This window comes from Streptomyces sp. a15 (assembly GCF_059026085.1).
This window is the reverse complement of sequence record NZ_JBWLKM010000020.1, coordinates 53,289-76,183: the sequence shown is the minus strand read 5'-3', so window position 1 is coordinate 76,183 and position 22,895 is coordinate 53,289. Positions and strand designations below refer to the sequence as shown.

The following is a 22,895-nucleotide window of genomic DNA, read 5'->3' as shown; positions in this document are numbered from 1 at the left end:
TTCCTGGGTGCGTCGGGTAAGGCGTCACGGCCGGTTTCCGAGGCCCGTTTCCGAGGTCGGCCTCTGGGCCGGTTACGGCTCCGTCGTCTCCGACTCCAGCTTGGCCCGGGTCTTGTGCTCGTACACCCCGAGGTTGTCGGTGCCGACGTTCCGGGACCACTGGTAGTTGCGCAGCGCGTCCTCGACCGCGGTGGTGAAGTCCCCGTCGATCGCGCCGTTGTAGAGGTACAGCTCGCGCAGGCGCTGCTGGAGCTCCGTGACCTCGGGACCCTCGTCGCCGCGGCGCAGGACTGGATCGTTGTTGCGGTCCTCGCCGGACTCGTCCCCGGAACCCGAGCCCGCAGCGCTGCTCGTCACCGACTGCGTCGGCTCGACCGACCGGGACGGGCTGGGCGAGGCGCTCGACGCGGATGCCGACGGCGAGGCGGTGGGCGACGGGCTGTGGCTGGCGGACGCGGACGGGGCGGCGGACGTCGGCGCCGCGGACGTGGTCCGCGTGGACGGCGACACGGACGCCGCGCTCGGCGAGCTGTCCGGCACGGCCGCCCGTACGTCCTGCGGCGGTGCGCTGTCCCGCGAGGGCGTCTCGTACGCGAACAGCCCGCTCGCGAACCCGGCCGCCGCCACCACTGACACGACGGCTCCGCCGACGCCGAGCAGGACGGTGCGAAGCCGGCGGCGGCCCGGCTCCCCGTCACCGTCGGCTTCGGCGGGGCCCGGCCCGTCGGCCGTCTCGAACAGGTGCAGGCCGGTGGGGCTGGGGTAGGAGGCCGGGGGCGCCAGGGGGGTCGGGAGCGCGGAGGTCGCGTCGACGGCCGGGAGCGTGACGGTGGCGTCCTCGGCGGAGGCGGAGGGATCGGTGCCGGTGCCGGGGCCGGAGGCGGTCGCGGCCGGGGTGACGGCACGCAGCGCCATGGTGGCCTCGACGGAAGGCACCCCGGGAACCCCAGTCATGTCAGGCGTGGCGCGCACCTCACGAGCGTCGTCGGGCGTCTCGGACACGTCAGACGCGTCCGCCGCCCCCTCCAGCTCGACGTACGGCCGTATCCGCAGCGGATCGAAGTCCTCCGCCGCGGCCGCCTCCGCGGTGCGGGCGTCGCGCAGGGCGTCGGACGCCCGCTGGGTGCAGGCGCAGGACGGGGTGTTGTCGGCGCCTCTGGGGGCACCGCACTCCGGGCACAGGTGCCCCTTCGACTCGGTCACGCGTTCGCCCCTCCCCTCGCGTCTTCCCCTCGCGAACTCCAGAGATTATCCAGACCTCCTCCACACCATCGCTCACGAGCCCCCGGAACAACGGCTTCCGGCATGACTCAACAGGCCATAACTGGTCACACCGACCACGATGGAAGATGGAACGAGACGTTCGGGAGGTCTTCATGGCCGGGGACGCACACGCAATGACGGGTCAGGTGCCGGACGCACGCGACGAACACGTGCCCGGCAACGTTCTCGTCTCCATCGGCGCCCTGCTCCTCGGGATGCTGCTGGCCGCCCTCGACCAGACCATCGTGTCGACCGCGCTGCCCACGATCGTCAGCGAACTCGGCGGCCTGGAACACCTGTCGTGGGTGGTCACCGCCTATCTGCTGGCGTCGACGGCGGCGACCCCGCTGTGGGGCAAGCTCGGCGACCAGTACGGCCGAAAAAGGCTGTTCCAGATCGCCATCGTTATTTTCCTGATCGGTTCGGCGCTGTGCGGCGCGGCACAGGACATGACCCAGCTGATCGCGTTCCGGGCGCTGCAGGGCCTAGGCGGCGGCGGGCTGATGGTGCTGTCGATGGCGATCGTCGGCGACCTCGTCCCGCCGCGCGAACGCGGCCGCTACCAGGGGCTGTTCGGCGCGGTCTTCGGCGCGACCAGCGTCCTCGGCCCGCTGCTGGGCGGGCTGTTCACCGAGCACCTGAGCTGGCGCTGGGTGTTCTACATCAACCTGCCGATCGGTGTCGTCGCCCTCGCGGTGATCGCGACCGTGCTGCGCATCCCGGTCAAGTCCACGCGGCACGTCATCGATTACCTCGGTACGTTCCTCATCGCGTCCGTCGCCACCTGCCTGGTGCTGGTGGCCTCGCTCGGCGGCACCACCTGGGGCTGGGGGTCGCCGCAGATCATCGGCCTGGCGGTGCTGGGTGTCGTCCTCGCCTTCGTGTTCGTGGCCGTCGAGCGGCGGGCGGCCGAACCCGTCCTCCCGCTGAAGCTCTTCCGGATCCGCACCTTCACCCTCTCCGCGGTCATCAGCTTCATCGTCGGCTTCGCGATGTTCGGCGCGATGACCTATCTGCCGACCTTCCTCCAGGTCGTCCAGGGCGTCAGCCCGACCATGTCCGGCGTGCACATGCTGCCGATGGTGTTCGGCCTGCTGCTGTCGTCGACCGTCTCCGGGCAGATCGTCAGCCGCACCGGCCGCTGGAAGGTGTTCCCGGTCGCGGGCACCGGTGTCACCGCCCTCGGCCTGCTCCTCCTCCACCAGCTGGACGAGACCAGCTCCACGGCCGAGATGAGCGGCTTCTTCTTCGTCTTCGGCCTGGGGCTGGGGCTGGTCATGCAGGTCCTCGTCCTCATCGTGCAGAACGCGGTCTCGTACGAGGATCTCGGCGTCGCCACCTCCGGCGCGACCTTCTTCCGGTCCATCGGAGCCTCCTTCGGCGTCGCCATCTTCGGCACGGTCTTCGCCAACCGCCTCGGCGACAAGCTCACCGACGCCTTCAGCGGCACCCAGCTCCCGCCCGGCGTCTCGGTGGGCGCGCTGGAGGCCGACCCGCGCGGCATCGAGGCGCTGCCGGCCGCGCTGCAACTCCCGGCCGTGCAGGCGTACGCCTCGTCCATCACCGACGTCTTCCTGTACGCCGCGCCCGTCGCCGTCGTCGGCTTCGCACTGGCCTGGTTCCTGAAGGAGGACCGGCTGCGCGGATCGGTCACGGCGCCGGACGTCACGGAGACGCTCGCCAGCAACCCGGTGGAGCGGTCCTCGTACGACGAGGTGTGCCGGGCGCTGTCCGTGCTCGGCACCCGGGAGGGCCGGCGCGAGATCTACCGCAAGATCACCGCACGGGCGGGCTACGACCTGCTCCCCGCGGCGAGCTGGCTGCTGCTGCGGATCAAGAGGTACGGCACGGTCGAGCCGGCCGTGCTCGCCGAGCGCACCACCGTCCCGCTTACCGTCATCATCGAGGCCGCCCGCCAGGTCGAGGTGCGCCGCCTCGCCCTCCGCGAGGGTCTCGACCTCGTCCTGACCGACGAGGGCCGCGAGGTCGCCGACCGGCTCGCCCAGGCCCGCGAGGAGTCGCTGGCCGAGCTCCTCGGCGACTGGTGGGGGCCGGACCGGCCGACCGACCTGATCCAGCTGGTCAAGGAGCTGAACGGTGAGTTGTGCGGCTCGGAGGCGGAACGGCCGCACGACGAGCGGGCGGTGAACCGTCCTACGTGAGCCGCTTGCGGAACCAGTGCTCGGCGTACGTGTCGTCGTTGTGCGGCTCGGTCTCCTCGTAGCCGAGCCGCGCGTACAGGGCGCGGGCCTCCACCAGGTCGCCGCGCGTGTCGAGGATCATCGACACGGCCCCGAGGGCGCGCGCCGCGTCCTCGGCGGCCCGGACCAGGGGCGCGGCGCCGCCCCGGCCGCGCATCCCCTCGTACAGGAACACCCGGGTGAGCTCGGCGATCCCGCCCTCCAGAAGCCGTACGCCCGCGTTCCCGGCCGGTTCGCCCCCGTACCGGGCGACCAGCAACTGCCCGCTCGGCGGGGCGAGTTCGGCCCCCGTGTGGGCGGCGATCTACCGTTCCAGCTCGTCGGGGTCGGTCCGCCGCGCCTCGTGCAGCAGGTACCAGCGGTCGCTGACCTCCGTGTAGAACGCCCGCCAGAGCGCGGCGGCGACGGGCGAGTCGAAGGGTTCCGGGGCGATGGTCCAGGTCGTCATGGCGCCCATTGTCAGGAGCGCGCCTATGCCGTCCGCAACCGGATATGGGTGGCCTCCGGCGAGTCCAGCACCTGCGTCTTGCGCCACTGAAGCTGCTGGTCGCCGAGGCCGTCGAAGAGGCGGCGGCCGCCGCAGGCGAGGACGGGGACGACGTGCAGCCACAGTTCGTCGAGCCATCCGGCCCGGACGAACTGCTGCACGAGGTCGGCGCCGCCGGCCAGGGAGACGTCCTTGTCGCCGGCCGCCTTCCGGGCGAGAGCGAGGGCGTGCTCCGGGCCCTCGGTGACGAAGTGGAAGGTGGTGCCGCCCTCCTTCACGAGGGGCTCGCGCTCGTGGTGGGTGACGACGTACACCGGCATGTGGAAGGGCGGGTCGTCGCCCCACGGGATTTCGCCGGTGATGTACATGTGGTGGCCCATGACCACCGCGCCCGGGCGGGCGATCCACTCGGTGAGCAGATCGTCCTCCGGGCCGTTCGTCCCGCCCTTCATCCCCTGCATCCGGCGCCACGAACGCAGCCCGAACACCCACTGGTGCAGCCGCTCCCCGCCGATGCCCAGGGGGTGCTCGCGCCCCGATTCCGGACCGGCGATGTACCCGTCCAGCGACATGGACAGCTGTGCGATGACGTCACTCATGACGACCTCCGCCTCGGGGCACTCTTTCGGTGCCTTCACCCTTGCGTCGATCGGGCACACACCGGATCGACACGGCGTCGCCACGGATGCGCGGACCGTTTGGACGGGGCCGCCCGGGCTACCCGGTCGTTGAAACCGGCCCGTACGGAGAGCCGGTTGGGTCGAGAACCCGGAAGGCACTCATGTCCACAGGCTTGATCATCGCTCTGATCGTGATCGTGGCGGCCCTCGTGATCGTCGCGGCGGTACTGACCCTGCGGGCCCGGCGCGGGCCCGGCGGCCAGAACCTGAAGCGGCGCTTCGGGCCCGAGTACGACCGGGCCGTGGCCCGGCACGACGGGGACGCCACAGCCGCCGAGCACGAGCTCGCCGAGCGCGTGGAGCGGCACGGATCGCTGCGCGAGCGGCCGCTGGAACCCGCACAGCGCGAGCAGTACGAGGCTCGCTGGACGGCCGCGCAGGAGCGGTTCGTCGACTCGCCGCGGGAGGCCGTGGCCGAGGCGGACCGGCTGCTCGCCGAGCTGGCCGGCGCCCGGGGCTTCCCGGACGGCGCGCGGTACGACGAACAGCTCGACGCGCTGTCCGTGCACCACGCTCACCACGTGCACGGCTACCGGCGTGTGCACCGCGTCGCCACCGCGGGGACCGGGACGCAGGACGGCGACGGCAGGGCCGGCACCGAGGAGATGCGCGAGGCCATGGTCGAGGCGCGGGCCCTGTTCGAGGACCTGATGCGCCCGACCCGGCACCGGGAGGAGTCCCGGAAGTCCGTCGAAAGGTCCGACGGCGGGGCGGCGCACGGTCGTGCCCACCACCAGCCGTGGGGATTCACCAGGCGTCATGCGAAGGGGAGTTGAATGACATGACGGATGCGACGAGCGGCCCGGGCGCCGAGGGCGCCCCGCGCGACGGAAAGCCCAGGGGGCGGTCCGCGGTTCCGGCTGCGGCTCCGGGCCGCGACCCGGTGACGGGCGAGAAGGTACCGGGCGCCGTGCAGGCGACCGGCGCGGAGACCGGGCGAGGCCGTGAGACGGAGTCGGGCGGCGGGTTCGGCGGCGAGACCGCCACGGGCCGCGACAGCACCCCGTCCCCGGCAGGTACCCCAGGCGCTCCGGCCCCGGCGGGCACGCCGGGTAGCCACGGCCCCTCCGGTACCTCCTCCGACTCGGCACCGCTGGTCACCGGCTCCGAGCAGAGCCACGGCAGCCGCGGCAGCCACGACTCCGAGCAGGGCCAGGGCAGCGGCGGCCGCCTCCTCCCGCGCGACGAGAGCGACAAGCTCTCCTCGCGACTGCAGCACGCGGTCACCGGGTTCGTGGACGCTCCGAAGTCGGCCGTCGAGGAGGCCGACCACGTGCTGGAGGAGGCCGCCGCCCGCTTCACCGACGCGGTGACACAGCGGCGCCGTACCCTCCGCAACTCCTGGCAGGCCACGGACGGCGGCGGCACCGAGGGCAAGCCCGCCACGTCCACCGACACCGAACAACTCCGTCTGGCCCTGCGGGACTACCGCGAACTGGCGGAGCGACTGCTACGCATCTGAGGGTTCAGGCCTTCAGGCCTGCGCCGCCCGGCGCTCCCGCCACTGCCGTACGACGTCCTCGACGTCGTACGGCTTCATGCCCAGCGGGGGACCGGGCGGCGGTTTGAACATCATGTCGCTGATCTTGACGTTGACGTCCGTGAGGATCTTCCGGACGATCCGCTCCGAGGGCGCCGCGTACGCAGCCGCGAGCGCGTCCTCGGCCTCCTTGCGCAGCGCGAGGGTGGGCGGCAGGACGGCGAGGCCTTCGCGGGCCATCTTCCGTTTGATCCACCACAGTTCGTCGTACGACGTGTCGGTGATCTCCGGCAACGGCTTGCCCGCGCCCGGAAGTTGGTCGAACTCGCCGCGGCGCTCGGCATCGCGGATCTGTTTGTCGACCCAGGACTCGAACGGAACTCCGGGTGGTTTTCGCTCGGTCATGAGTCCATTGTGCCGGACGGGTCGGGGCCGGGCGATTTATCATGCGGCGGCTGCGTAAGGACACTTCAGGAGGAGCGCACGTGCTCGAACTCACCATGGCCGCCGTCTCCGCGACGGAGGAGGGTGCCACGGCCGGCATGCTCATGGCCGACTCGCCCAGTGAGCCGGGCGCCGTGCTGCGGGTGGGCCGGGACAAGACCGTGTGCCGCCTCGCGACACCCGACGACTGGCTGTTCGTCTCCCGCGTCCACCTGGAGTTCCTCTGCGGCCCGGACGGCACCTGGCACCTGACCTGGCTGCAGGGCTCCCAGCCCGACCCGTCCTCCGAGGTCCGCCTCACGGTCGGCGAGTACGCGCAGCCGCTGTCCTACGGCGGGACCGTGCCGCTGCCCAGGGGCGGGAGCGGCGAGATCATCGTCCAGGACCGCACCGCCCCGCGCAGCGTCAACGTCGGCTTCTATCACGAGGTGTGAGGGAACCGGGGCAGGTGTTACGCGAGAACGCGGGCCAGCGCGAAACCGTCGTAGCCCTTGCTGCCCACCGTCTGGATCGCCGTACCGCTCAGCCTCGGGTGGCTGCCGATCAGTTCGATGGCGGTCCGGGTGCCCTGGATGTCCGGGGCGGTGCTGTCGGCGTCGGCGACCCGGCCGTCTCGCACCACGTTGTCGACGACGATCAGGCTGCCGACGCTGGTGAGTTTGAGCGCCCACTCCACGTAGTGCGGGTTGTTGGCCTTGTCGGCGTCGATGAAGACCAGGTCGAAGGGGGCCGGGTTCTCGTCGGCCAGCTCGGGCAGCGACTCCAGAGCCGGGCCCACCCGCACCTCGACGAGCTTGTCGAGGCCCGCGCGGGCGATGTTGCGGGTGGCGACCTCGGCGTGCCGGGGGTTGTACTCCAGGGAGATCAGGCGGCCGTCGGCGGGCAGGGCGCGGGCCAGCCAGATGGTGCTGTAGCCGCCGAGGGTGCCGATCTCCAGGATGGTGCGGGCGCCCTGGATCTGGGCGAGAAGCTGGAGGAACTTGCCCTGGGGTGCCGTGACGCTGATCGGCGGCAGCTCGGCGGCCTCGCTGTCGCGCAGGGCCGCCGCCAGGGCCTCGTCGTCCCGCGCGAGGTGGGTGGTGAAGTAGTCGTCGACGTCGTCCCAGCGCTGCGACTCGCTCATGGACCTGTGCCTTTCGTATGTCTAGTTAGAGCTGCTAACTAGCTCTGCTAACGAACATAGTCGCGTGCCGGTTCCCTGTCAGGGACTCCCACGGGGAGGTTTCAGCCGATCGGCCCAGGCGCCGCTAGCGCCGCGCCGCCGAGGGCCGCTGTTCCACCGAGGGCGCCGAGCCCGGCAGGGGCTTTCCGGCCGACTCCGCCATGAACCACACCGCCACGCCGCCGATCACGGCCGCGGCCATCATGTAGTACGCGGGCATCATCATGTTCCCGGTCGCGCCGATGAGCGCCGTCACCACCAGCGGGGTCGTCCCGCCGAAGAGGGACACCGACACGTTGAAGCCGATCGACAGGGAGCCGTAGCGGACCCGCGTCGGGAACAGCGCCGGAAGCGCGGACGGCATCGCCGCCGTGAAGCAGACCAGCAGCAGGCCGAGCGCGCCCATGCCGAGCGCGACCGCGAACAGGCTGCCCTGGCGGATCAGCAGCAGGGCCGGGACGGACAGGAGCAGGAAGCCCGCGCAGCCGGCGGCGATCACGGGACGGCGGCCGATGCGGTCCGTCAGGGCGCCCGCGAAGGGCTGGACGACCATCATCAGTGCCATCACGCCCAGCACCACCAGCAGGCCGTGGGTCTCGTCGTACCTCAGCTCACTGGTCAGATAGCTCGGCATGTACGACAGCAGCATGTAGTCGGTGACGTTGAAGACCAGCACCAGGCCGACGCAGAGCAGCAGCGCCCGCCACTGGCCGGTGATCATGTCGCGCAGCGGCACCTTCGGGCGGTCCGCCTCGGCCTTGGCGACCTCGGCCGCGAACGCCGGGGTCTCCTCCAGGCGCATCCGCAGATACAGGCCGATGATGCCCATCGGGCCCGCGATCAGGAACGGGATCCGCCAGCCCCAGCTCAGCAGGTCGTCGGTGGACAGCAGAGCGGTCATCAGCGTGACCAGACCCGCGCCGCCGATGTACCCGGCGAGGGTCCCGAACTCCAGCCAGCTGCCGAGGAAGCCGCGCCGCTTGTCGGGGGCGTACTCGGCGATGAAGGTGGAGGCGCCCGCGTACTCGCCGCCGGTGGAGAAGCCCTGCACCAGGCGGGCGGCCAGCAGGAGCAGCGGGGCGCCGACGCCGATCGTGGCGTACGACGGGATGAGGCCGATGGCGAAGGTGCCCGCGGCCATCATGATCATGGTGACGGCGAGGACCTTCTGGCGTCCTACGCGGTCGCCCAGCGGCCCGAAGACCATGCCGCCGAGCGGGCGGACCAGGAAGGCCGCGGCGAAGGCGCCGAACGTGGAGAGCAGCTGGGCGGTGGGGTTGCCGGACGGGAAGAAGACCTTGCCCAGCGTGACCGCGATGTAGCTGTAGACACCGAAGTCGAACCATTCCATCGCGTTGCCCAGCGCGGCGGCCTTCACGGCGCGCCTCACGAGGGCCGGGTCGGTGACGCTGGCGTTCTCCGGGGCGGTCGGGTTCTTCGCGGGGGGAGCGGCGACTGGGGCAGTCGTCAAAACTTCGCTCGCCTGCCTTTCGACGGGGACGGGGACGGGCCTGCGCGACGGCGACAGCGGCGGCGACGACGGCGGCGGCGAGCAGGCAGAAAAGCGACCATAGGGGTACTTGTCCCGTTCACGTGCCGTGCACGGTTAACTGCAAAGTGCACGTAAATGCGGTGTATGCAGGCCCGTATCCCGGCCTCGGAGCGGATGTTCCGGCCTCCCGCTGTGATCCTTCTCGCGCCCCGCGGAGGCAAGTGAACCTTCCGCGCACTATCGTCATCCGGACAAAAGGAGAGCGGACGTCAGGTGAAGCAGGGGTTGCCCGCGTCTCTCTCCGGGGGTGGTGCGAGCCTCATAGGGTTCGCTAAGCAATCCGACGCACCCAACGCGTGGGACGAACGGGGCGGGAGGCCGACGAGGCGTGGCGAATGCGGAGCACAGTGGGCGACCGGCGGAAGCTTTCGGAGCGACAGCCGTCGGCACGGCTACGGCTGCCCAGGCCCGCCTGCGCGCGGCCCGGCTCGGCCTGTGGCTGGTCGCCGTGGTCCTCGCCGTACGACAGGTGGCCGTCGTCCTCAGTACGCCCCGGGGGGAGCGGCTGACCGATCTGGAGACCTGGGTCGGTCCGAACGGCGTCCTGCATGTGAAGGGCTCGCTGTACGACTCGACGCGCTTCACCGGCACCCCCTTCGGCGGATGGGTCATGAAGCCGCTCACCCGAGCGGCCGAGCAGGCCCTCGGCTGGGGCTGGACCTTCGGCACCCTCCTGCTGGTCGTCGCGCTCGGCCTGGTCGCCGCCCGCGCCCTGCCCCAGCCGGTCAGCCGCCGTACCTCCCTGCTCGCCGCACCCGTCGCGATCAGCCTGCTGATGCTGTCGCTGCCGGTGCGCAACACGCTCTGGCTCGGCCAGACCAGCATCATCCCGGTCCTGCTGGTGCTGCTCGGCTGCTTCTCCGTACGCGGCCAGCGCGCCAGCGGCCTCCTCATCGGCGTCGCCGCCGCACTCCAGCCCACGGTCCTGCTGTTCGCCCCGCTGCTGTGGTTCACCGGCCGCCGCCAGGCCGCCCTGTCCACCGGCGTGACCTTCGCCGGATGCACGGCGCTCGTCTGGGCGGCGATGCCGCACGACTCGTACACCTACTGGGTGCACCACATGGCCGGCGTCGGTCTCGGCGGCAAGGCCGACGACCTCGCCAACCAGTCCCTGCACGGGTTCCTGCTCCGCCTCGGCCTGTCCGGCCCGCTGGAGATCACGCTCTTCCTGCTGCTGGGCGCCGCGGTCGCCACCCTCGGCGTGCACCGGGCCGTGCGCTACGCCCGGGACGGACAGCTCCTGCTCGCCGTCGCGATCACCGGCTGCGCCGCGATCGCCGTCTCGCCGACCACCTGGCAGCACCAGCTGCTGTGGGTGCTGCTCGCGGTCGTCGGCCGGGTCGGCAAGCGGGCCTCCGACCGCTATGTGTGGCCGGTCGCCGTCGTCCTGGTGATGACGCTGCCCGCGAAGATGATGCTGCCGAACATGCCGGCGCTGTACGCCCTGCGCGACAACGTGGTGCTGCTCGCGGCCGTCGCGGCGGCCACCGTCATCCCGTTCCTGTCCCGCACCTCGGCGCACTACCGGTCACCGATCCCGACGGAGTACGCCGAACCCGTCCCGGCACGCTTCAAGCAGGTCCCGCTGCTGCCCTTCCTGCGCCGGGTCCTCAGCCGCCCGAACCTGCTGCTGGAACTCCTGCTCATCCGTGTCACCTACGCCGCCTACCAGCAGGTCAGACTCGCGGCGACCGGCGGCTCCAACTCGGCCGGCCGGGCCCGCGCGGAGAAGCACGGCCACCAGATCCACGACATGGAGCGCTGGCTCCACATCGACATCGAGCACTGGGCCAACCACGCCGTCGTCAAGGTCGACTGGATCCGGAACTTCTTCGACTTCTACTACACGTCCTTCCACTTCGTCGTCCCGCTGAGCGTCCTCGCCGTCCTGTACTGGCGCCGCCCCGTCGACTACCGCTGGGCCCGCGCCACCCTCGGCTTCACCACCCTGCTCGCCCTCGTCGGCTTCTGGCTCTACCCGCTCGCCCCGCCCCGCCTGATGCCCAACCTCGGCGTCATCGACACCGTGCACGGCGTCCAGGACTTCACCAAGCCGGACTACGGCACCCTGACCGCCCTCACCAACCAGTACGCGGCGATGCCGTCCCTCCACTTCGGCTGGTCCCTGTGGTGCGGGCTCGTCATCGCGATCATCGCCCCGAGATGGTGGATGAAGGCGCTCGGCCTGCTGCACCCGCTCTTCACGGTCACAGCGATCGTGGTGACCGGCAACCACTGGGTACTGGACGCGGCGGGCGGTGCGGTGGTCGTGGCGGCGGGGTTCGGGCTGGCCTATCTGTTCCAGGGGCCGCGGGCGCGGTTGACGACGACCACAGCCGTCACCAGCGAACCGACGCGGGTGAAGGACCTGAAGGACCCGGCTCCGAGCTGAACCGGCGCGCGGACGGGCCGACGGCGCCGGGAAGCCGTCGGCCCGAGTGTTGCCGGTCAGTCCGTGCTGACCTGGAGTTCCTTCACGCCGTTGATCCATGCGGAGCGCAGTCGGCGGGGGTCGCCGGCCTGTTTGAGGGTCGGCATGGCGTCGGCGATGGCGTTGAAGATGAGGTCGATCTCCAGGACGGCCAGGGACTTGCCGAGGCAGTAGTGCGGGCCTCCGCCGCCGAAGCCGAGGTGCGGGTTCGGGTCGCGGGTGATGTCGAAGACGTCCGGGTTCTCGAAGACCTCGGGGTCGTGGTTGGCGGCGGCGTAGAAGAGGCCGACGCGGTCGCCCTTCTTGATCTGCTGGCCGCCGAGTTCGGTGTCCTGGGTGGCGGTGCGCTGGAAGGAGTTGACCGGGGTGGCCCAGCGGACGATCTCCTCGGCGGCCGTCTCCGGCCGCTCCGCCTTGTACAGCTCCCACTGCTCGGGGTTCGTGAGGAAGGCGTGCATGCCGTGGGTGATGGCGTTGCGGGTCGTCTCGTTTCCCGCCACGGCCAGCATCAGCACGAAGAACCCGAACTCGTCGGAGTTGAGGTTGCCCTCGTCCTCGGCCGACACCAGCGTCGTCACGATGTCCTTGGCCGGGCACTGTTTACGGTCGGCGGCCATGTTCATCGCGTAGGCGATGAGCTCGGTGGCCGACTCCTGGCCGACCTCCTCGGTGATCGCGTACTCAGGATCGTCGTACGAGATCATCTTGTTGGACCAGTCGAAGATCTTGGCCCGGTCGTCCTGCGGGATGCCGATCAGCTCGGCGATGGCCTGGAGGGGCAGTTCGCAGGCGACTTCGGTGACGAAGTCGAAGGACCCGGTGCGGGCGCGTGCGTTCGCCGCGATCGCGAGGGCGCGGGTGCGCAGGTTGTCCTCCAGTGCGCGGATGGCCCTCGGCGTGAACACCCGCTGCACGATCTGGCGGACCCGCGTGTGCTCCGGCGGGTCCATGTTGAGCAGGATCAGCCGCTGGGCGTCGATCGCGTCGCGCTCGATGTGCTCGTTGAAGCGGATGATCGCCGTGTTGAGGTACGAGGAGAACAGCTCCGGGTGCGTCGAGACGTACTTGACGTCCGCGTGCCGGGTGACGGCCCAGTACCCCTCGTCCTGGAAGCCGGCGAGGTTCGAGGCCTGGGGGACCCAGTGGACCGGCTCGGCCCGGCGCAGCTCGGCGAACTCCGGGAGGGGGACGCGGTGTTGCAGCAGATCGGGATCGGTGAAGTCGAACCCGTCGGGAAGCGCTGGACAGGGCATCGGCAACTCACTCCAGCCATCTGACGGTCCATCAGGAACAAGGCTGCCGTGAAGGTAGTAACGGGTTCTAGAAGTAGCAAGGGGCGCGGCACTCCGAATTGCCTGCACGCCCCTTGCGGTGGCGGGCGAGGGGTCAGCAGACTGCAGGTGGAACTAGAACACGTACTAGTTCCGCGTGGCGGGCCGGGCCGGGACGCCCCCGCGCCGCGCGGGTTGGGAGTAGTTCCTGGATCGGCCGGTTGGAGTTGGCTATTTCGGGCGGGTCGGGGTGGTCTGCGGTGAGGGGCCTAGTGGTGATCGTCTTCGGGCATTTCCGTGCGGAATGGATCAGTTGTCTGCCAGCCGCAGACACGTGCGGTAGTGGGGTGGGATGCGGCGTTAGTTTCGGTTCGTCGAGATCATCGCGGGTGGGGCAGAGGGCGTTCGGTATGGGGAAGCGGGTGCGGGGCGGGAAGGCTGTTCGGAACGCCTGATACGGCCAACATTGGCCAATCAACTTAGGAACGGTATCGGAGGAGAGGAACTCCCATGGCCGCGGAACCCGTGATCGTCGAGGCCGTACGCACCCCCATCGGCAGGCGCGGCGGTGCGCTCGCCAACCTGCATCCCGCCTATCTCCTGGGCGAGACCTACCGTGAACTCCTCGGCCGCACCGGCATCCCCGCCGACTGCGTCGAGCAGATCGTCGGCGGCACGGTGACCCACGCCGGCGAGCAGTCCATGAACCCCGCACGCACGGCCTGGCTGACGGTCGGGCTGCCGTACGAGACGGCGGCGACGACGGTCGACTGTCAGTGCGGGTCCTCGCAGCAGGCCTCCCACATGGTGGCCAACATGATCGCGGCGGGGGTGATCGACGTGGGCATCAGTTGTGGCGTGGAGTCGATGTCGCGGGTGCCGCTGGGGTCCGGGTCGAAGCACGGGCCGGGAAAGCCGTTCCCGGACGAGTGGAACGTGGATCTGCCCAACCAGTTCGAGGCGGCGGAGCGGATCGCCCGCCATCGGGGGCTGACCCGGGAGAACGTCGACTCGCTGGGCCTGATCTCGCAGGAGCGGGCGGCGGTGGCGTGGTCGGAGGAGCGCTTCAAGCGGGAGACGTTCGCCGTCCAGGTGCCGACCACGGAGGACGAGCAGCGGGCCGGGCAGGGCATGTGGCGGCTGGTCGACCGGGACGAGGGGCTGCGGGACACGTCCATGGAGGCGCTGGCCGGCCTGAAGCCGATCATGCCGACCGCCGTGCATACGGCGGGCAACTCGTCCCAGATCAGCGACGGTTCGGCGGCGATCATGTGGGCGTCCAAGCGGATGGCACGCGCGCTGAAGCTGCGGCCCCGGGCGCGGATCGTCGCGCAGGCGCTGGTGGGAGCCGACCCGCACTTCCACCTGGACGGGCCGATCGACGCGACACGGGCGGTGCTGGGCAAGGCCGGCATGTCGTTGAAGGACATCGACCTGGTCGAGATCAACGAGGCCTTCGCGTCGGTGGTGCTGAGCTGGGCCCAGGTCTTCGAGCAGGACCTGGAGAAGGTGAACGTGAACGGCGGCGCGATCGCGCTCGGGCATCCGGTGGGGTCCACCGGGGCCCGGCTCATCACGACGGCACTTCATGAACTGGAGCGCGCAGACAAGGAGTTCGCGCTCGTGACGATGTGCGCGGGTGGGGGCTTGGCCACCGGCACGATCATTCAGCGGCTGTAGACGTCCAGCTGACGAAGCTGGTGAACGCGGCGGGGTCGAGGGTGAGGATCGGTCCCGCCGGGGTCTTGGAGTCGCGGATGGCGATGGTGGCGGTGGGGAGTTCGGCGATCTCCACGCAGTCCCCGCCTTGGTCGCCGCTGTACGTCGACTTGCGCCAGGCGAGCCGGCCGAGCGGCGCGCACTCGATGCAGTTGCCGCCCTGATCGCCGCTGTAGCTGGACTTACGCCACGGGATCCCCGTCAGAATCGCGTTGTTCTCCATAGCGTTCCTCCATCACCCGCCGGATCAGCTCCGCCGAACCCCTGAGGGAGAGCGCGGCGGCTTGGAGATGATCGTAACGGAGCGAGCAGTCCTTCACGGTGTCCGGATTCGCGGTTGGATGCCCGCTGCCGTACCCCTCGGTGTAGAGGATGGTGGGGTCGCTCGCGAAGCGATAGAGGTCGAACGCGCCCTGGAGCCCCGCGTGTGCTCCGGCCGAGAACGGCAGCACCTGGATGTTGATCCGGGGGTTGTTCTCGAAGGCCAACAAATGGGCCAGTTGGCCCCTCATGGTTTCCCGGCCGCCGATCTCCTGGTACAGCGCGGCCTCGCTGAGGACAGCCCAGAAGACCGGGGGTTCCTCCTTCTCGAAGATGCGCTGGCGGGCCAGCCGTACGGCCGTACGGTCGTCGATGTTGCTTTGATCCAGCGCACCGAGGACAGCACGGGCGTACTCCGTGGTCTGGAGGAGGCCGTGGATCATGTGGTTCTCGAAGGAGTAGATCTCGGTGGCCCTCGCCTGCAACTCGGCCACCTGCTGAAACCAGCCCGGCAGTTGACTCCGCATCACCAACTCGACGAGCCGCGACAACGCCCCGCCCGTCCCCAGCGCCGCATCGGCACGCTCACTGAAGTCCTGCGTGGGCAGCTTCCTGGCCGTTTCGATCTGCCCGACCATCGAGCCGGTGTAGTTGACGATGTCCCCGAGCTGCCGTTGGGTCAGCTCGGCGGCTTCGCGGTACCGGCGCAGCTCGTAGCCGTAGTAGTCGAGCGGTGAGGCGCCCGGGTCGAGGGCGCTGATGTGGGTCACGCACGGTCCCCTCTGTGCGGCAACTCCGTCCACTTCGGGACTGGTTGTATTCAGTACGTAGCCCACGGTAGTCACGCCAGGTCACCCTCGTCATGTGAACGCATACATTCCCCAGTACCGCCTGACCCTCACCGCAGGCGAACACTCCGCCCGTCAGATCCGCCGCATCGTCCGCTCGCTGCTCGACGAGTGGGAGCTGCCGGAGCTGTCCGACGCCGTGGAGTTGGGCGTGACGGAGCTGGTCACCAATGTCGTACGACATGTTCCGGACCGGCGGTGTGTGGTGCTGGTGCTGCGGCTGGCGGGTGCGGTGCGGGTGGAGGTGGCGGACGGTGCGCCCGAACTGCCGTACACACAGCCTCAGTTGTCCGTCGAAGCGGAGGGCGGTCGAGGGCTCGTGCTCCTGGATGCGATCGTCGACAAGTGGGGTGTGGGACCGAGATCAGAAGGCGGCAAGACCGTCTGGTTCGAGTGCGGGACGCCATGATGACGGCATGACCGACGGACTTCGGTGGGTGTACGAGGCGTATCCCTTCGGCTACAGCGTCGTCTTCTGCGAGCGCCTCGCGCCGGAGGACGTGCTCGTACGGCTCGGCGCGCGGCGGGAGTCCCTGTTCCCGCTGACCCGGTTCGAGGCCCAGGAGATCGAGGTCCGCAACGCGGCCGACGAGCCGTACGGCCTGGACCACTTGGAGGACCTGGACGTGGAGGCCGTAGAGGCGCTGGGGTTCCTCCGCCGGGAGACCGACGCCGTCGTGCGGGCCGGGTCGGTCGAGGGGTGGGCGTACGCGATCCAGGCCTCCACCTCCTACGTCTCCGCCCGCGCCTACCTCCCGGCGCTTTCCTGGGGCACCCGGGTCTTCGCCGTCAGCAAGGACATAAACGCCGTGCAACGCGTGGAGTACGCGGTCGACGGCTGCGTCCTGTCCTCCTTCGAGCCCGGGATGAACCCCGCCTACAACGACGGGGCCGATCCGTCGGCGTTCCCTTGGCCGTCGTCGGTTGCGTACCCGTTGCAGGTGCTGGATCACCTGGAAACCGAGTTCGGCCTGTGGGTACCCAAGGCATCCGAGAACCAGCCCCTGCCGGCGGCGGCTTTGTCGACCCGGTGATGAGTGACCGGTTCAAGCCCTGCCGTACAGCCGCCGCAGGTCGACGAGGGCTACTTCGCCGCGCTCGGTCGCCGCTTGCAGGTCCGGGGTGAAGCCGACGCCGCTGTAGCAGGCCGGGCGGGTGTGGGTGGTGTCGATGCCGTGGGCCGCGAGGAGGCCGAGGATGTGGCGGAGGCGGTCGGGATGGCGTACGTCCATCTGCTTGTTCCACCTCGCCTCGCCGATCGACAGCAGGATGCCGTGGTCCTGGCCGACCGCGCCGCGTACGACGATGTCGACCTCGTGGGAGGTCCGTGCGGCCGGATCGGCGACGGTTCCAGAGGTGACGTCGATGGGCAGAGCGCCGAAGGTGTCGGGTTCGGCATGCCGGGCGACCCACTCGCGGCACAGGTGCTCGAAATGTGGACCGACGACTTGCTCAGGAACGTGTCCCGGGATTGTGCCCAGGCCTCCGCCGGGTTGCTTCGGCAAGAGCGCCACCCGTGCGGATACGGGCAGCAGCCGCCTGGACCGATGAGTTTCTCTCGTCGTCGGCGTCACCTAGGAGTAGGACGAGGAGGAGGTTGAGGCACGGACGGATCGGCACGGCAGGAAGCCTTGGCGAGGTTGGACGTCCTGGTCGGCGAGTGGGAGGTGGAGGCCGAGTTTCCCGGGCAGACGGTTCCTGCCGGGCGCAGTGTGTTCGAGTGGGCCCTGGACGGACAGGTCCTCGTGCAGCGCACCGAGGTGCCGGTCCCCGAGGCTCCGGACACCATGGCGATCATCGCCGTGGACCCGGAGACGGGGGCGTACACGCAGCACTACTTCGACACGCGGGGTGTCGTACGGCTGTATGCCATGACCTTCGCCGACGGGGTGTGGCAACTGCGGCGGGAGGAGGCGGACTTCTCGCCGCTGTCCTTCCGGCAGCGGTACACCGGGCGGGTGAGCGAGGACGGCGGCACCATCCGCGGCGGCTGGGAGCTGGCGAAGGACGCGTCGGCCGCGTGGGAGAAGGACTTTGAGCTGACGTACCGCAGGAGGCACTCAGGGGGCACTGATGAAACCCGGTGAGATCGCTCTGGAGATCGTGGACGCGAGCCGGTACATGGTGCTCGCCACCGCCGACCGGGACGGACGGCCGTGGGGGTCGCCCGTGTACTTCGCCCATGTCGACTGCCGCGAGTTCTTCTGGGTGTCCTCGCCCGAGGCGACTCATTCGCGGAACATCGCGGTGCGGCCCGAGGTGGGGATCGTCGTCTTCGACTCGTCGGTGGAGATCGGCACCGGGCAGGGTGTGTACATGGCTGCTGTGGCCGCGGAAGTGGTGGACGGCTCGGTGGCCGAGCGGGGGCTCGACTTCTTCTCCCAACGCTCGCTCCGGCACGGCGGCCGCATCTGGGCGGCCGACGACGTGCAGGGCGGCTCCGGCATGCGGCTGTACCGCGCCGTGGCCGAGGACCACTCGATGCTGGCCAAGGACGGCCAACCGGACCATCGGATCCCGGTCGACCTCACCTGACACTCCGCGACACGGCGCCCGTACCTGGGCCGGGTACGGCGAAGGCGGCGGCCCCGGGGATCGGGGGCCGCCGCCTTGGCGTCAAGGGGGCTGATCGGTGCCGGCTCAGTACCAGCCGTTGGCCTGCCAGAACGACCAGGCGCCGGTCGGGCTGCCGTAGCGGTCGTTCATGTAGTCGAGGCCCCACTCGATCTGGGTCTCGGCGTTGGTCTTCCAGTCGGAGCCGGCGGAGGCCATCTTGGAGCCGGGGAGGGCCTGGACCAGGCCGTAGGCGCCGGAGGAGGGGTTCATGGCGTCGACGTCCCAGCCGCTCTCGTGCTCGACGATCTTGCTGAAGGCGTTGTACTGAGCGGTGTCCGGGATCAGCTTGTGCGCGATCGCCTTCGCCTCGGTGGCCGAGGCGCCCGTGGTGGCCGCCTGGGCGGGGGCCGCGGTCAGGGCCATGCCGGTGGTGGCGGCGGCCAGCGCTACGGCGGTGAGGGCCTTCTTCGGGGAAGCGATGCGACGAACGATGCGGGTGACGGACACGGAGAACCTTTTCTTCGGGGACTGGGATGTCGTGGCGTGCCGTGACCCCGAGGTGCGGGGCGGTGGCATGCCGCGGCGCCGCGGCCCTGAGGGCACGTCGGCGCCGTGCGACGTCATCCAGAGAAACAGGCTCGGGCCGTGTCCGCAATGACCCCTTTTACTAGTTGTGGTCGCATGTGGGTGATGGGGCGGTCCTGTGACGTGGCTCTCAATGCGCAGGTCGGGGGCCTTGCGGGCGCGTACATGTCAGGCGTCAATTGCTACGGCCTTGCCTCGTAGGTGACCTGGGTCATGTGGGGTGCTTCACCGTTGAACCGACGTCGTGTGGCTCTGAGTGCGCGGCGGTTCACTGAGCGGGGGCGTCGAAAGTGACCGGGGTCTCGAAGGCCGCCCTGCGGGTGGCCCGGCGCAGGGCCCTGAGGATCGCCGGGCCGAGCAGCGCAGTCAGGACGACCGTGACGAGCGCCCGGCCCAGGTCCCAGCCCAGTGACGTGGCCAGGCAGTACGCGACGAAGCGGGCCAGGTTGGCGGCGACCGCCCCGTCCGGCTGGAAGGCGATGTTCGAGGCGTTCTGCGTCATGAAGGTCCAGCCCGCGAGGTTGGTGATCGTGCCGTAGGCGAAGGCGGACAGGAAGCCGTAGCCGCCGAGGAGCGCGAGTTCGGCGCGGCCGCGCAGGCGGTCGGGGCCCGGCAGCAGACCCGCGCCCATCGTGAACCACCCCATCGCCAGCATCTGGAACGGCATCCACGGACCCACCCCGCCCGTGAGCAGCGCCGACGCGAACATCGTCACCGAACCGAGCACGAAACCGAAGCCCGGGCCGAGCACGCGTCCGCTCAGCACCATCAGGAAGAACATCGGCTCGAGACCGGCCGTCCCGGCGCCGATGGGACGCAGCGCCGCACCGGTCGCCGCCAGCACGCCGAGCATCGCCACCGCCTTCGGACCCAGGCCGGACTCCGAGATCGTCGCCGCCAGGACCGCGACGAGAAGGAGCAGCAGACCCGCGAAGAACCACGGGGCGTCCTGCACATGCGCCCCGACCCGGGACGTGGGCGGGGCGAGGAACGGCCAGCCGAGAGCGGCCACGCCGACCGCGCTCACCAGGATCAGGGCGGCTGTCGAGCGGGGACCCAGGCGGACGGCCTTGACCTGGCGCGTATCGGTCATGCCAGCGCCTCCCGCACCTGTGCGACCGTGAGCCACTTCTGCGGCGCCAGGATCTTCGTGACCTGCGGGGCGAAGGAGGGGGAGGCCACCACCACGTCCGCCGTCGGGCCGTCCGCGATCACCTCGCCGTCGGCGAGGAGCACCACCCGGTGGACCAGCTCGGCGGCCAGCTCCACGTCGTGTGTCGCCAGCACGATCGCGTGCCCCTCGGCCGCCAGCCCGCGCAGGACCGCGACCAGGCGGGCCTTCGCCGCGTAGTCCAGGCCCCGGGTCGGCTCGTCGAGGAGCAGGAGGGGAGGGCGGGCCGCCAGGACCACGGCCAGCGCGAGAGCCAGCCGCTGGCCCTCGGAGAGGTCACGGGGGTGGATGTCGTCGGTGACCCCGGGGAGCAGTTCGGTGACCAGCGCCCGGCAGGTCCCCGGCGCCGCGCCCGCGTCCCGGTCGGCGGCCGCGCACTCGGCGGAGACCGTGTCGGCGTACAGCAGGTCGCGCGGTTCCTGCGGTACGAGACCCACGCGGCGTACGAGCTCGGGAGGCGCCGTGCGATGCGGCACGGCACCCCCGACCCGCACCGATCCGCCGGTCGGCTCCACCAGGCCGACCAGCGCGGAGAGCAGCGTCGACTTACCGGCGCCGTTGCGGCCCATGAGGGCGATCGTCTCGCCGGGAGCGACGGTGAGGTCGGCGTGGCGCAGGGCCTGGACGCGGTCGCGGCGGACGGCGAGGGCGTGGACTTCGGCCGGGGGAGCGGTAGTTGGGGCCGGGGTGGGCTTCCTGAGGAGGCGCCGGCGGGACGGCGGGGGAGGGGCGAGTGCGGGTGCGGCCGGAGGTGCCGGGGTGACGGACGGTGTGTCGTGCCTCCCGTCCCGGCCTGTCAGTCGTTCCCGCAGGTCGCCCGCCCGTCGCCGCGCGTCCCGGACCGTCAGCGGCAGCGGGGCCCAGCCCGCGAGGCGGCCCAGGTCCACCACCGGTGGGTACACCGGCGATACGGCCATGATCTCGGCCGGGGTGCCGAGGACCGGGGCCGCGCCGGGTGAGGGGAGGAGGGCGACCTGGTCGGCGTACTGGACGACGCGTTCCAGTCGGTGCTCGGCCATCAGGACCGTCGTGCCGAGGTCGTGGACGAGGCGCTGGAGGACCGCGAGGACCTCCTCCGCGGCCGCCGGGTCGAGCGCGGAGGTCGGTTCGTCGAGGACGAGGACCCTCGGGTGCGGGGTGAGGACCGAGCCGATCGCGACGCGCTGCTGCTGCCCGCCGGAGAGCGTGGTGATGGGCCGGTCGCGCAGATCGGCCAGACCCAGCAGGTCCAGGGTCTCCTCGACGCGGCGGCGCATCACGTCCGGGGCGAGGCCCAACGACTCCATGCCATAGGCGAGTTCGTCCTCCACGGTGTCCGTCACGAAGTGCGAGAGCGGGTCCTGGCCGACTGTCCCCACCACGTCGGCGAGTTCCCGCGGCTTGTGCGTACGGGTGTCCCGGCCGGCCACCGTGACCCGGCCGTGCAAGGTCCCGCCGGTGAAGTGCGGGACGAGACCGCTCACCGCGCCGAGCACGGTGGACTTGCCGACGCCCGAGGGGCCGACGAGAAGCACGAGTTCGCCTTCCGGCACCTCGAAGTCCACGCCCTGGACGGTGGGTTCGGCGGCACCGTCGTACGTCACGGAGACGTTCTCGAAGCGGATCACGACGGTTCCTTGGGATCGGGAGCGGGGTCGGGGTCGGGGTCGGGGTTGGGGTCGGGGGCGGCGAAGGCCGGGAGCAGGCCGAGGAGTACGGCCGCCGCGGGCCACAGGGGGAGGGGCGGGGCGACGAGGGGGACCACGCCCGGGTTCAGGGCCTCGGGGTCGTGGGCCGAGGCGAGGACGAGCAGCACGGCCACCGCCACGCCGGAGCCGGTGACCAGCCAGGCGCGCACGTCCCAGCGGTCCGGGCGGTACCGGGTGCGCAGCGAACGTCGGCCGCCCAGGCGGAGGCCCGCGAGAGCGGCGGCCAGTCCGGCGAGGAGCAGGGGGAGGCCGTACGTGCCGCCCTCGGCCGTCAGCAGTCCGTACGTTCCCGCGCAGACGCCGAGCAGCCCGCCGAGCGTGAGGGCGGTCGTCGTACGGCGGACCGGGGCGGGGACGTCGGCGGTACGGCCGTAGCCGCGGGCGTCCATCGCTGCGGCGAGGGCGACGGAGCGTTCCAGGGCGCCTTCGAGCACCGGGAGCGCGACCTGGAGGAGGCCGCGGATGCCCTTGTCGGGGCGGCCGCGCAGCCTGCGGGCGGCGCGCAGGCGCTGGACGTCGAGGATCAGGTTCGGGGCGAAGGTGAGGGCCACGACCACCGCCACGCCCATCTCGTACAGGGCGCCCGGGAGGGACTTGAGGAGACGGGCCGGGTTCGCGAGGGCGTTCGCGGCGCCCACGCAGATGAGGAGGGTGGCCAGGCGCAGGCCGTCGTACAGGGCGAAGAGGAGGCCTTCGGCGGTGACTCTGCCGCCGAGGCGGATGCCCTGGGCCCAGTCGGGGAGGGGGACTTCGGGGAGGGTGACGATCACGTGGGTGCCGGGGACGGGGGAGCCGAGTGCCACCGCGAAGGCGAGGCGGATGAGGAGTACGGCCAGGGCCAGTTTGACGAAGGCGGTGTAGGAGCGGGCGGTGGGGGTGTGGGGGCGGCGGGTGGCCACGACGTAGGCGGAGGTGGCGATGAGGAGGGCGAGGAGGAGGGGGTTGGTGGTGCGGGTGGCGGCGGTGCCGAGGGCGAGGGACCAGAGCCACCAGGCGCCGGGGTGCAAGGGTGCGCGGGGCTGCCGCCGGGGGGTAGGTGCGCTCACCGGCGCCGGCCGGGTGCCGCTCTCCTTGGGTCGGGAGCCGCCCCAGCGGC

23 protein-coding genes and 1 pseudogene are annotated in these 22,895 nt (G+C 70.8%); 10 read left to right on the top strand and 14 right to left on the bottom strand.

Translation table 11 applies throughout. The features are described 5' to 3' along the window. Window positions 1-72 precede the first annotated feature (72 nt). The gene (locus AC5P09_RS21860) at window positions 73-1,203 is read right to left on the bottom strand and encodes a peptidoglycan-binding domain-containing protein (protein WP_493875520.1); all 1,131 of its coding nucleotides are present in this window, start codon (window positions 1,201-1,203) and stop codon (window positions 73-75) included. A 173-nt stretch (window positions 1,204-1,376) separates the two neighbouring features. Here AC5P09_RS21860 and AC5P09_RS21855 point away from each other — a divergent pair, with 173 nt between their 5' ends. After that, window positions 1,377-3,425, top strand: coding sequence for a DHA2 family efflux MFS transporter permease subunit (locus AC5P09_RS21855; RefSeq protein ID WP_493875519.1), 2,049 nt, complete (start codon window positions 1,377-1,379; stop codon window positions 3,423-3,425). On the opposite strand, the pseudogene AC5P09_RS21850 reads toward AC5P09_RS21855, so the two are convergent. Together AC5P09_RS21850 and AC5P09_RS21845 are read right to left on the bottom strand one after the other, a co-directional pair. After that, window positions 3,418-3,921, bottom strand: a pseudogene (locus AC5P09_RS21850) (GNAT family N-acetyltransferase). The gene AC5P09_RS21855 and the pseudogene AC5P09_RS21850 overlap by 8 nt on opposite strands. A gap of 14 nt (window positions 3,922-3,935) precedes the next feature. Continuing rightward, window positions 3,936-4,550, bottom strand: a complete 615-nt coding sequence (locus AC5P09_RS21845) for a dihydrofolate reductase family protein (RefSeq protein ID WP_493875518.1) — start codon at window positions 4,548-4,550, stop codon at window positions 3,936-3,938. 182 nt (window positions 4,551-4,732) lie between these two features. Between AC5P09_RS21845 and AC5P09_RS21840 the strand changes: the two genes are divergently transcribed. Both AC5P09_RS21840 and AC5P09_RS21835 read left to right on the top strand, forming a co-directional pair. After that, window positions 4,733-5,407 carry a hypothetical protein gene (locus tag AC5P09_RS21840; protein WP_493875517.1) on the top strand — a complete coding sequence of 225 codons (675 nt, stop codon included), beginning with the start codon at window positions 4,733-4,735 and terminating at the stop codon, window positions 5,405-5,407. A gap of 5 nt (window positions 5,408-5,412) precedes the next feature. Beyond that, window positions 5,413-6,093, top strand: coding sequence for a hypothetical protein (locus AC5P09_RS21835; protein ID WP_493875516.1), 681 nt, complete (start codon window positions 5,413-5,415; stop codon window positions 6,091-6,093). A gap of 12 nt (window positions 6,094-6,105) precedes the next feature. Here AC5P09_RS21835 and AC5P09_RS21830 read toward each other — a convergent pair whose 3' ends face one another. Beyond that, entirely contained in the window at window positions 6,106-6,516 is a 411-nt protein-coding gene (locus AC5P09_RS21830) for a DnaJ family domain-containing protein (RefSeq protein ID WP_493875515.1), read from the bottom strand. An 80-nt stretch (window positions 6,517-6,596) separates the two neighbouring features. Here AC5P09_RS21830 and AC5P09_RS21825 point away from each other — a divergent pair, with 80 nt between their 5' ends. After that, the gene (locus AC5P09_RS21825; RefSeq protein ID WP_307674487.1) at window positions 6,597-6,989 is read left to right on the top strand and encodes an FHA domain-containing protein; all 393 of its coding nucleotides are present in this window, start codon (window positions 6,597-6,599) and stop codon (window positions 6,987-6,989) included. 17 nt (window positions 6,990-7,006) lie between these two features. On the opposite strand, the gene AC5P09_RS21820 is transcribed toward AC5P09_RS21825, so the two are convergent. Continuing rightward, window positions 7,007-7,678, bottom strand: coding sequence for an O-methyltransferase (locus AC5P09_RS21820; RefSeq protein WP_493875514.1), 672 nt, complete (start codon window positions 7,676-7,678; stop codon window positions 7,007-7,009). 124 nt (window positions 7,679-7,802) lie between these two features. After that, complete coding sequence (gene proP / locus AC5P09_RS21815; protein WP_493875513.1) at window positions 7,803-9,188, bottom strand: glycine betaine/L-proline transporter ProP; 1,386 nt, start codon at window positions 9,186-9,188, stop codon at window positions 7,803-7,805. A 409-nt stretch (window positions 9,189-9,597) separates the two neighbouring features. Here proP and AC5P09_RS21810 point away from each other — a divergent pair, with 409 nt between their 5' ends. Beyond that, window positions 9,598-11,661 carry a bifunctional glycosyltransferase 87/phosphatase PAP2 family protein gene (locus AC5P09_RS21810; RefSeq protein ID WP_493875512.1) on the top strand — a complete coding sequence of 688 codons (2,064 nt, stop codon included), beginning with the start codon at window positions 9,598-9,600 and terminating at the stop codon, window positions 11,659-11,661. 56 nt (window positions 11,662-11,717) lie between these two features. Here AC5P09_RS21810 and AC5P09_RS21805 read toward each other — a convergent pair whose 3' ends face one another. Next, entirely contained in the window at window positions 11,718-12,953 is a 1,236-nt protein-coding gene (locus AC5P09_RS21805; RefSeq protein ID WP_493875511.1) for a cytochrome P450, read from the bottom strand. 528 nt (window positions 12,954-13,481) lie between these two features. Here AC5P09_RS21805 and AC5P09_RS21800 point away from each other — a divergent pair. Beyond that, window positions 13,482-14,651 carry a steroid 3-ketoacyl-CoA thiolase gene (locus tag AC5P09_RS21800; protein ID WP_493875510.1) on the top strand — a complete coding sequence of 390 codons (1,170 nt, stop codon included), beginning with the start codon at window positions 13,482-13,484 and terminating at the stop codon, window positions 14,649-14,651. Here the strand turns inward: AC5P09_RS21800 and AC5P09_RS21795 are convergent. Together AC5P09_RS21795 and AC5P09_RS21790 are read right to left on the bottom strand one after the other, a co-directional pair. Next, on the bottom strand, window positions 14,635-14,913 hold the full coding sequence (locus AC5P09_RS21795) for a DUF397 domain-containing protein (protein WP_493875509.1): 279 nt from the start codon (window positions 14,911-14,913) through the stop codon (window positions 14,635-14,637). The two genes, AC5P09_RS21800 and AC5P09_RS21795, sit on opposite strands and share 17 nt — an antisense overlap. Next, complete coding sequence (locus AC5P09_RS21790) at window positions 14,873-15,721, bottom strand: helix-turn-helix domain-containing protein (RefSeq protein ID WP_493875508.1); 849 nt, start codon at window positions 15,719-15,721, stop codon at window positions 14,873-14,875. Before AC5P09_RS21790 ends, AC5P09_RS21795 begins: the two co-directional genes overlap by 41 nt. A 94-nt stretch (window positions 15,722-15,815) precedes the next feature. On the opposite strand from AC5P09_RS21790, the gene AC5P09_RS21785 reads away from it, so the two are divergent. Then, the gene (locus AC5P09_RS21785) at window positions 15,816-16,208 is read left to right on the top strand and encodes an ATP-binding protein (protein WP_493875507.1); all 393 of its coding nucleotides are present in this window, start codon (window positions 15,816-15,818) and stop codon (window positions 16,206-16,208) included. Window positions 16,209-16,215: 7 nt separating this feature from the next. Beyond that, complete coding sequence (locus tag AC5P09_RS21780; RefSeq protein WP_493875506.1) at window positions 16,216-16,833, top strand: DUF6461 domain-containing protein; 618 nt, start codon at window positions 16,216-16,218, stop codon at window positions 16,831-16,833. A gap of 12 nt (window positions 16,834-16,845) precedes the next feature. Here the strand turns inward: AC5P09_RS21780 and AC5P09_RS21775 are convergent, their stop codons facing one another. Further along, window positions 16,846-17,304, bottom strand: a complete 459-nt coding sequence (locus AC5P09_RS21775; protein ID WP_493875505.1) for a hypothetical protein — start codon at window positions 17,302-17,304, stop codon at window positions 16,846-16,848. A gap of 126 nt (window positions 17,305-17,430) precedes the next feature. Here AC5P09_RS21775 and AC5P09_RS21770 point away from each other — a divergent pair, with 126 nt between their 5' ends. Together AC5P09_RS21770 and AC5P09_RS21765 are read left to right on the top strand one after the other, a co-directional pair. Continuing rightward, window positions 17,431-17,886: a hypothetical protein gene (locus AC5P09_RS21770; RefSeq protein WP_493875504.1), complete on the top strand. Its 456-nt coding sequence runs from the start codon at window positions 17,431-17,433 to the stop codon at window positions 17,884-17,886. After that, on the top strand, window positions 17,873-18,334 hold the full coding sequence (locus AC5P09_RS21765; protein ID WP_493875503.1) for a pyridoxamine 5'-phosphate oxidase family protein: 462 nt from the start codon (window positions 17,873-17,875) through the stop codon (window positions 18,332-18,334). Before AC5P09_RS21770 ends, AC5P09_RS21765 begins: the two co-directional genes overlap by 14 nt. Window positions 18,335-18,439: 105 nt before the next feature. Here the strand turns inward: AC5P09_RS21765 and AC5P09_RS21760 are convergent, their stop codons facing one another. The 4 genes from AC5P09_RS21760 to AC5P09_RS21745 all read right to left on the bottom strand — a co-directional run bounded on the left by AC5P09_RS21760 (window position 18,440) and on the right by AC5P09_RS21745 (window position 22,845). After that, the gene (locus AC5P09_RS21760; RefSeq protein ID WP_345563517.1) at window positions 18,440-18,862 is read right to left on the bottom strand and encodes an aggregation-promoting factor C-terminal-like domain-containing protein; all 423 of its coding nucleotides are present in this window, start codon (window positions 18,860-18,862) and stop codon (window positions 18,440-18,442) included. Window positions 18,863-19,208: 346 nt separating this feature from the next. Continuing rightward, complete coding sequence (locus AC5P09_RS21755; RefSeq protein WP_493875502.1) at window positions 19,209-20,033, bottom strand: ECF transporter S component; 825 nt, start codon at window positions 20,031-20,033, stop codon at window positions 19,209-19,211. Beyond that, complete coding sequence (locus AC5P09_RS21750) at window positions 20,030-21,718, bottom strand: ABC transporter ATP-binding protein (RefSeq protein WP_493875501.1); 1,689 nt, start codon at window positions 21,716-21,718, stop codon at window positions 20,030-20,032. Before AC5P09_RS21750 ends, AC5P09_RS21755 begins: the two co-directional genes overlap by 4 nt. Beyond that, a complete protein-coding gene (locus tag AC5P09_RS21745; RefSeq protein ID WP_493875500.1) occupies window positions 21,715-22,845 on the bottom strand; it encodes an energy-coupling factor transporter transmembrane component T in 1,131 nt (376 codons plus the stop codon). The genes AC5P09_RS21750 and AC5P09_RS21745 overlap by 4 nt, the downstream gene beginning before the upstream one ends. Between the last annotated feature and the right edge of the window lie 50 nt (window positions 22,846-22,895).

What these genes read in the sequence shown, in the direction of transcription:
- AC5P09_RS21855 (WP_493875519.1), top strand. Translation starts at nt 1,377, where the DNA reads ATGGCCGGGGACGCACACGCAATGACGGGTCAGGTGCCGGACGCACGC.
- AC5P09_RS21845 (WP_493875518.1), bottom strand. Translation starts at nt 4,550, where the DNA reads ATGAGTGACGTCATCGCACAGCTGTCCATGTCGCTGGACGGGTACATC.
- AC5P09_RS21840 (WP_493875517.1), top strand. Translation starts at nt 4,733, where the DNA reads ATGTCCACAGGCTTGATCATCGCTCTGATCGTGATCGTGGCGGCCCTC.
- AC5P09_RS21835 (WP_493875516.1), top strand. Translation starts at nt 5,413, where the DNA reads ATGACGGATGCGACGAGCGGCCCGGGCGCCGAGGGCGCCCCGCGCGAC.
- AC5P09_RS21830 (WP_493875515.1), bottom strand. Translation starts at nt 6,516, where the DNA reads ATGACCGAGCGAAAACCACCCGGAGTTCCGTTCGAGTCCTGGGTCGAC.
- AC5P09_RS21820 (WP_493875514.1), bottom strand. Translation starts at nt 7,678, where the DNA reads ATGAGCGAGTCGCAGCGCTGGGACGACGTCGACGACTACTTCACCACC.
- AC5P09_RS21805 (WP_493875511.1), bottom strand. Translation starts at nt 12,953, where the DNA reads ATGCCCTGTCCAGCGCTTCCCGACGGGTTCGACTTCACCGATCCCGAT.
- AC5P09_RS21800 (WP_493875510.1), top strand. Translation starts at nt 13,482, where the DNA reads ATGGCCGCGGAACCCGTGATCGTCGAGGCCGTACGCACCCCCATCGGC.
- AC5P09_RS21795 (WP_493875509.1), bottom strand. Translation starts at nt 14,913, where the DNA reads ATGGAGAACAACGCGATTCTGACGGGGATCCCGTGGCGTAAGTCCAGC.
- AC5P09_RS21780 (WP_493875506.1), top strand. Translation starts at nt 16,216, where the DNA reads ATGACCGACGGACTTCGGTGGGTGTACGAGGCGTATCCCTTCGGCTAC.
- AC5P09_RS21765 (WP_493875503.1), top strand. Translation starts at nt 17,873, where the DNA reads ATGAAACCCGGTGAGATCGCTCTGGAGATCGTGGACGCGAGCCGGTAC.
- AC5P09_RS21755 (WP_493875502.1), bottom strand. Translation starts at nt 20,033, where the DNA reads ATGACCGATACGCGCCAGGTCAAGGCCGTCCGCCTGGGTCCCCGCTCG.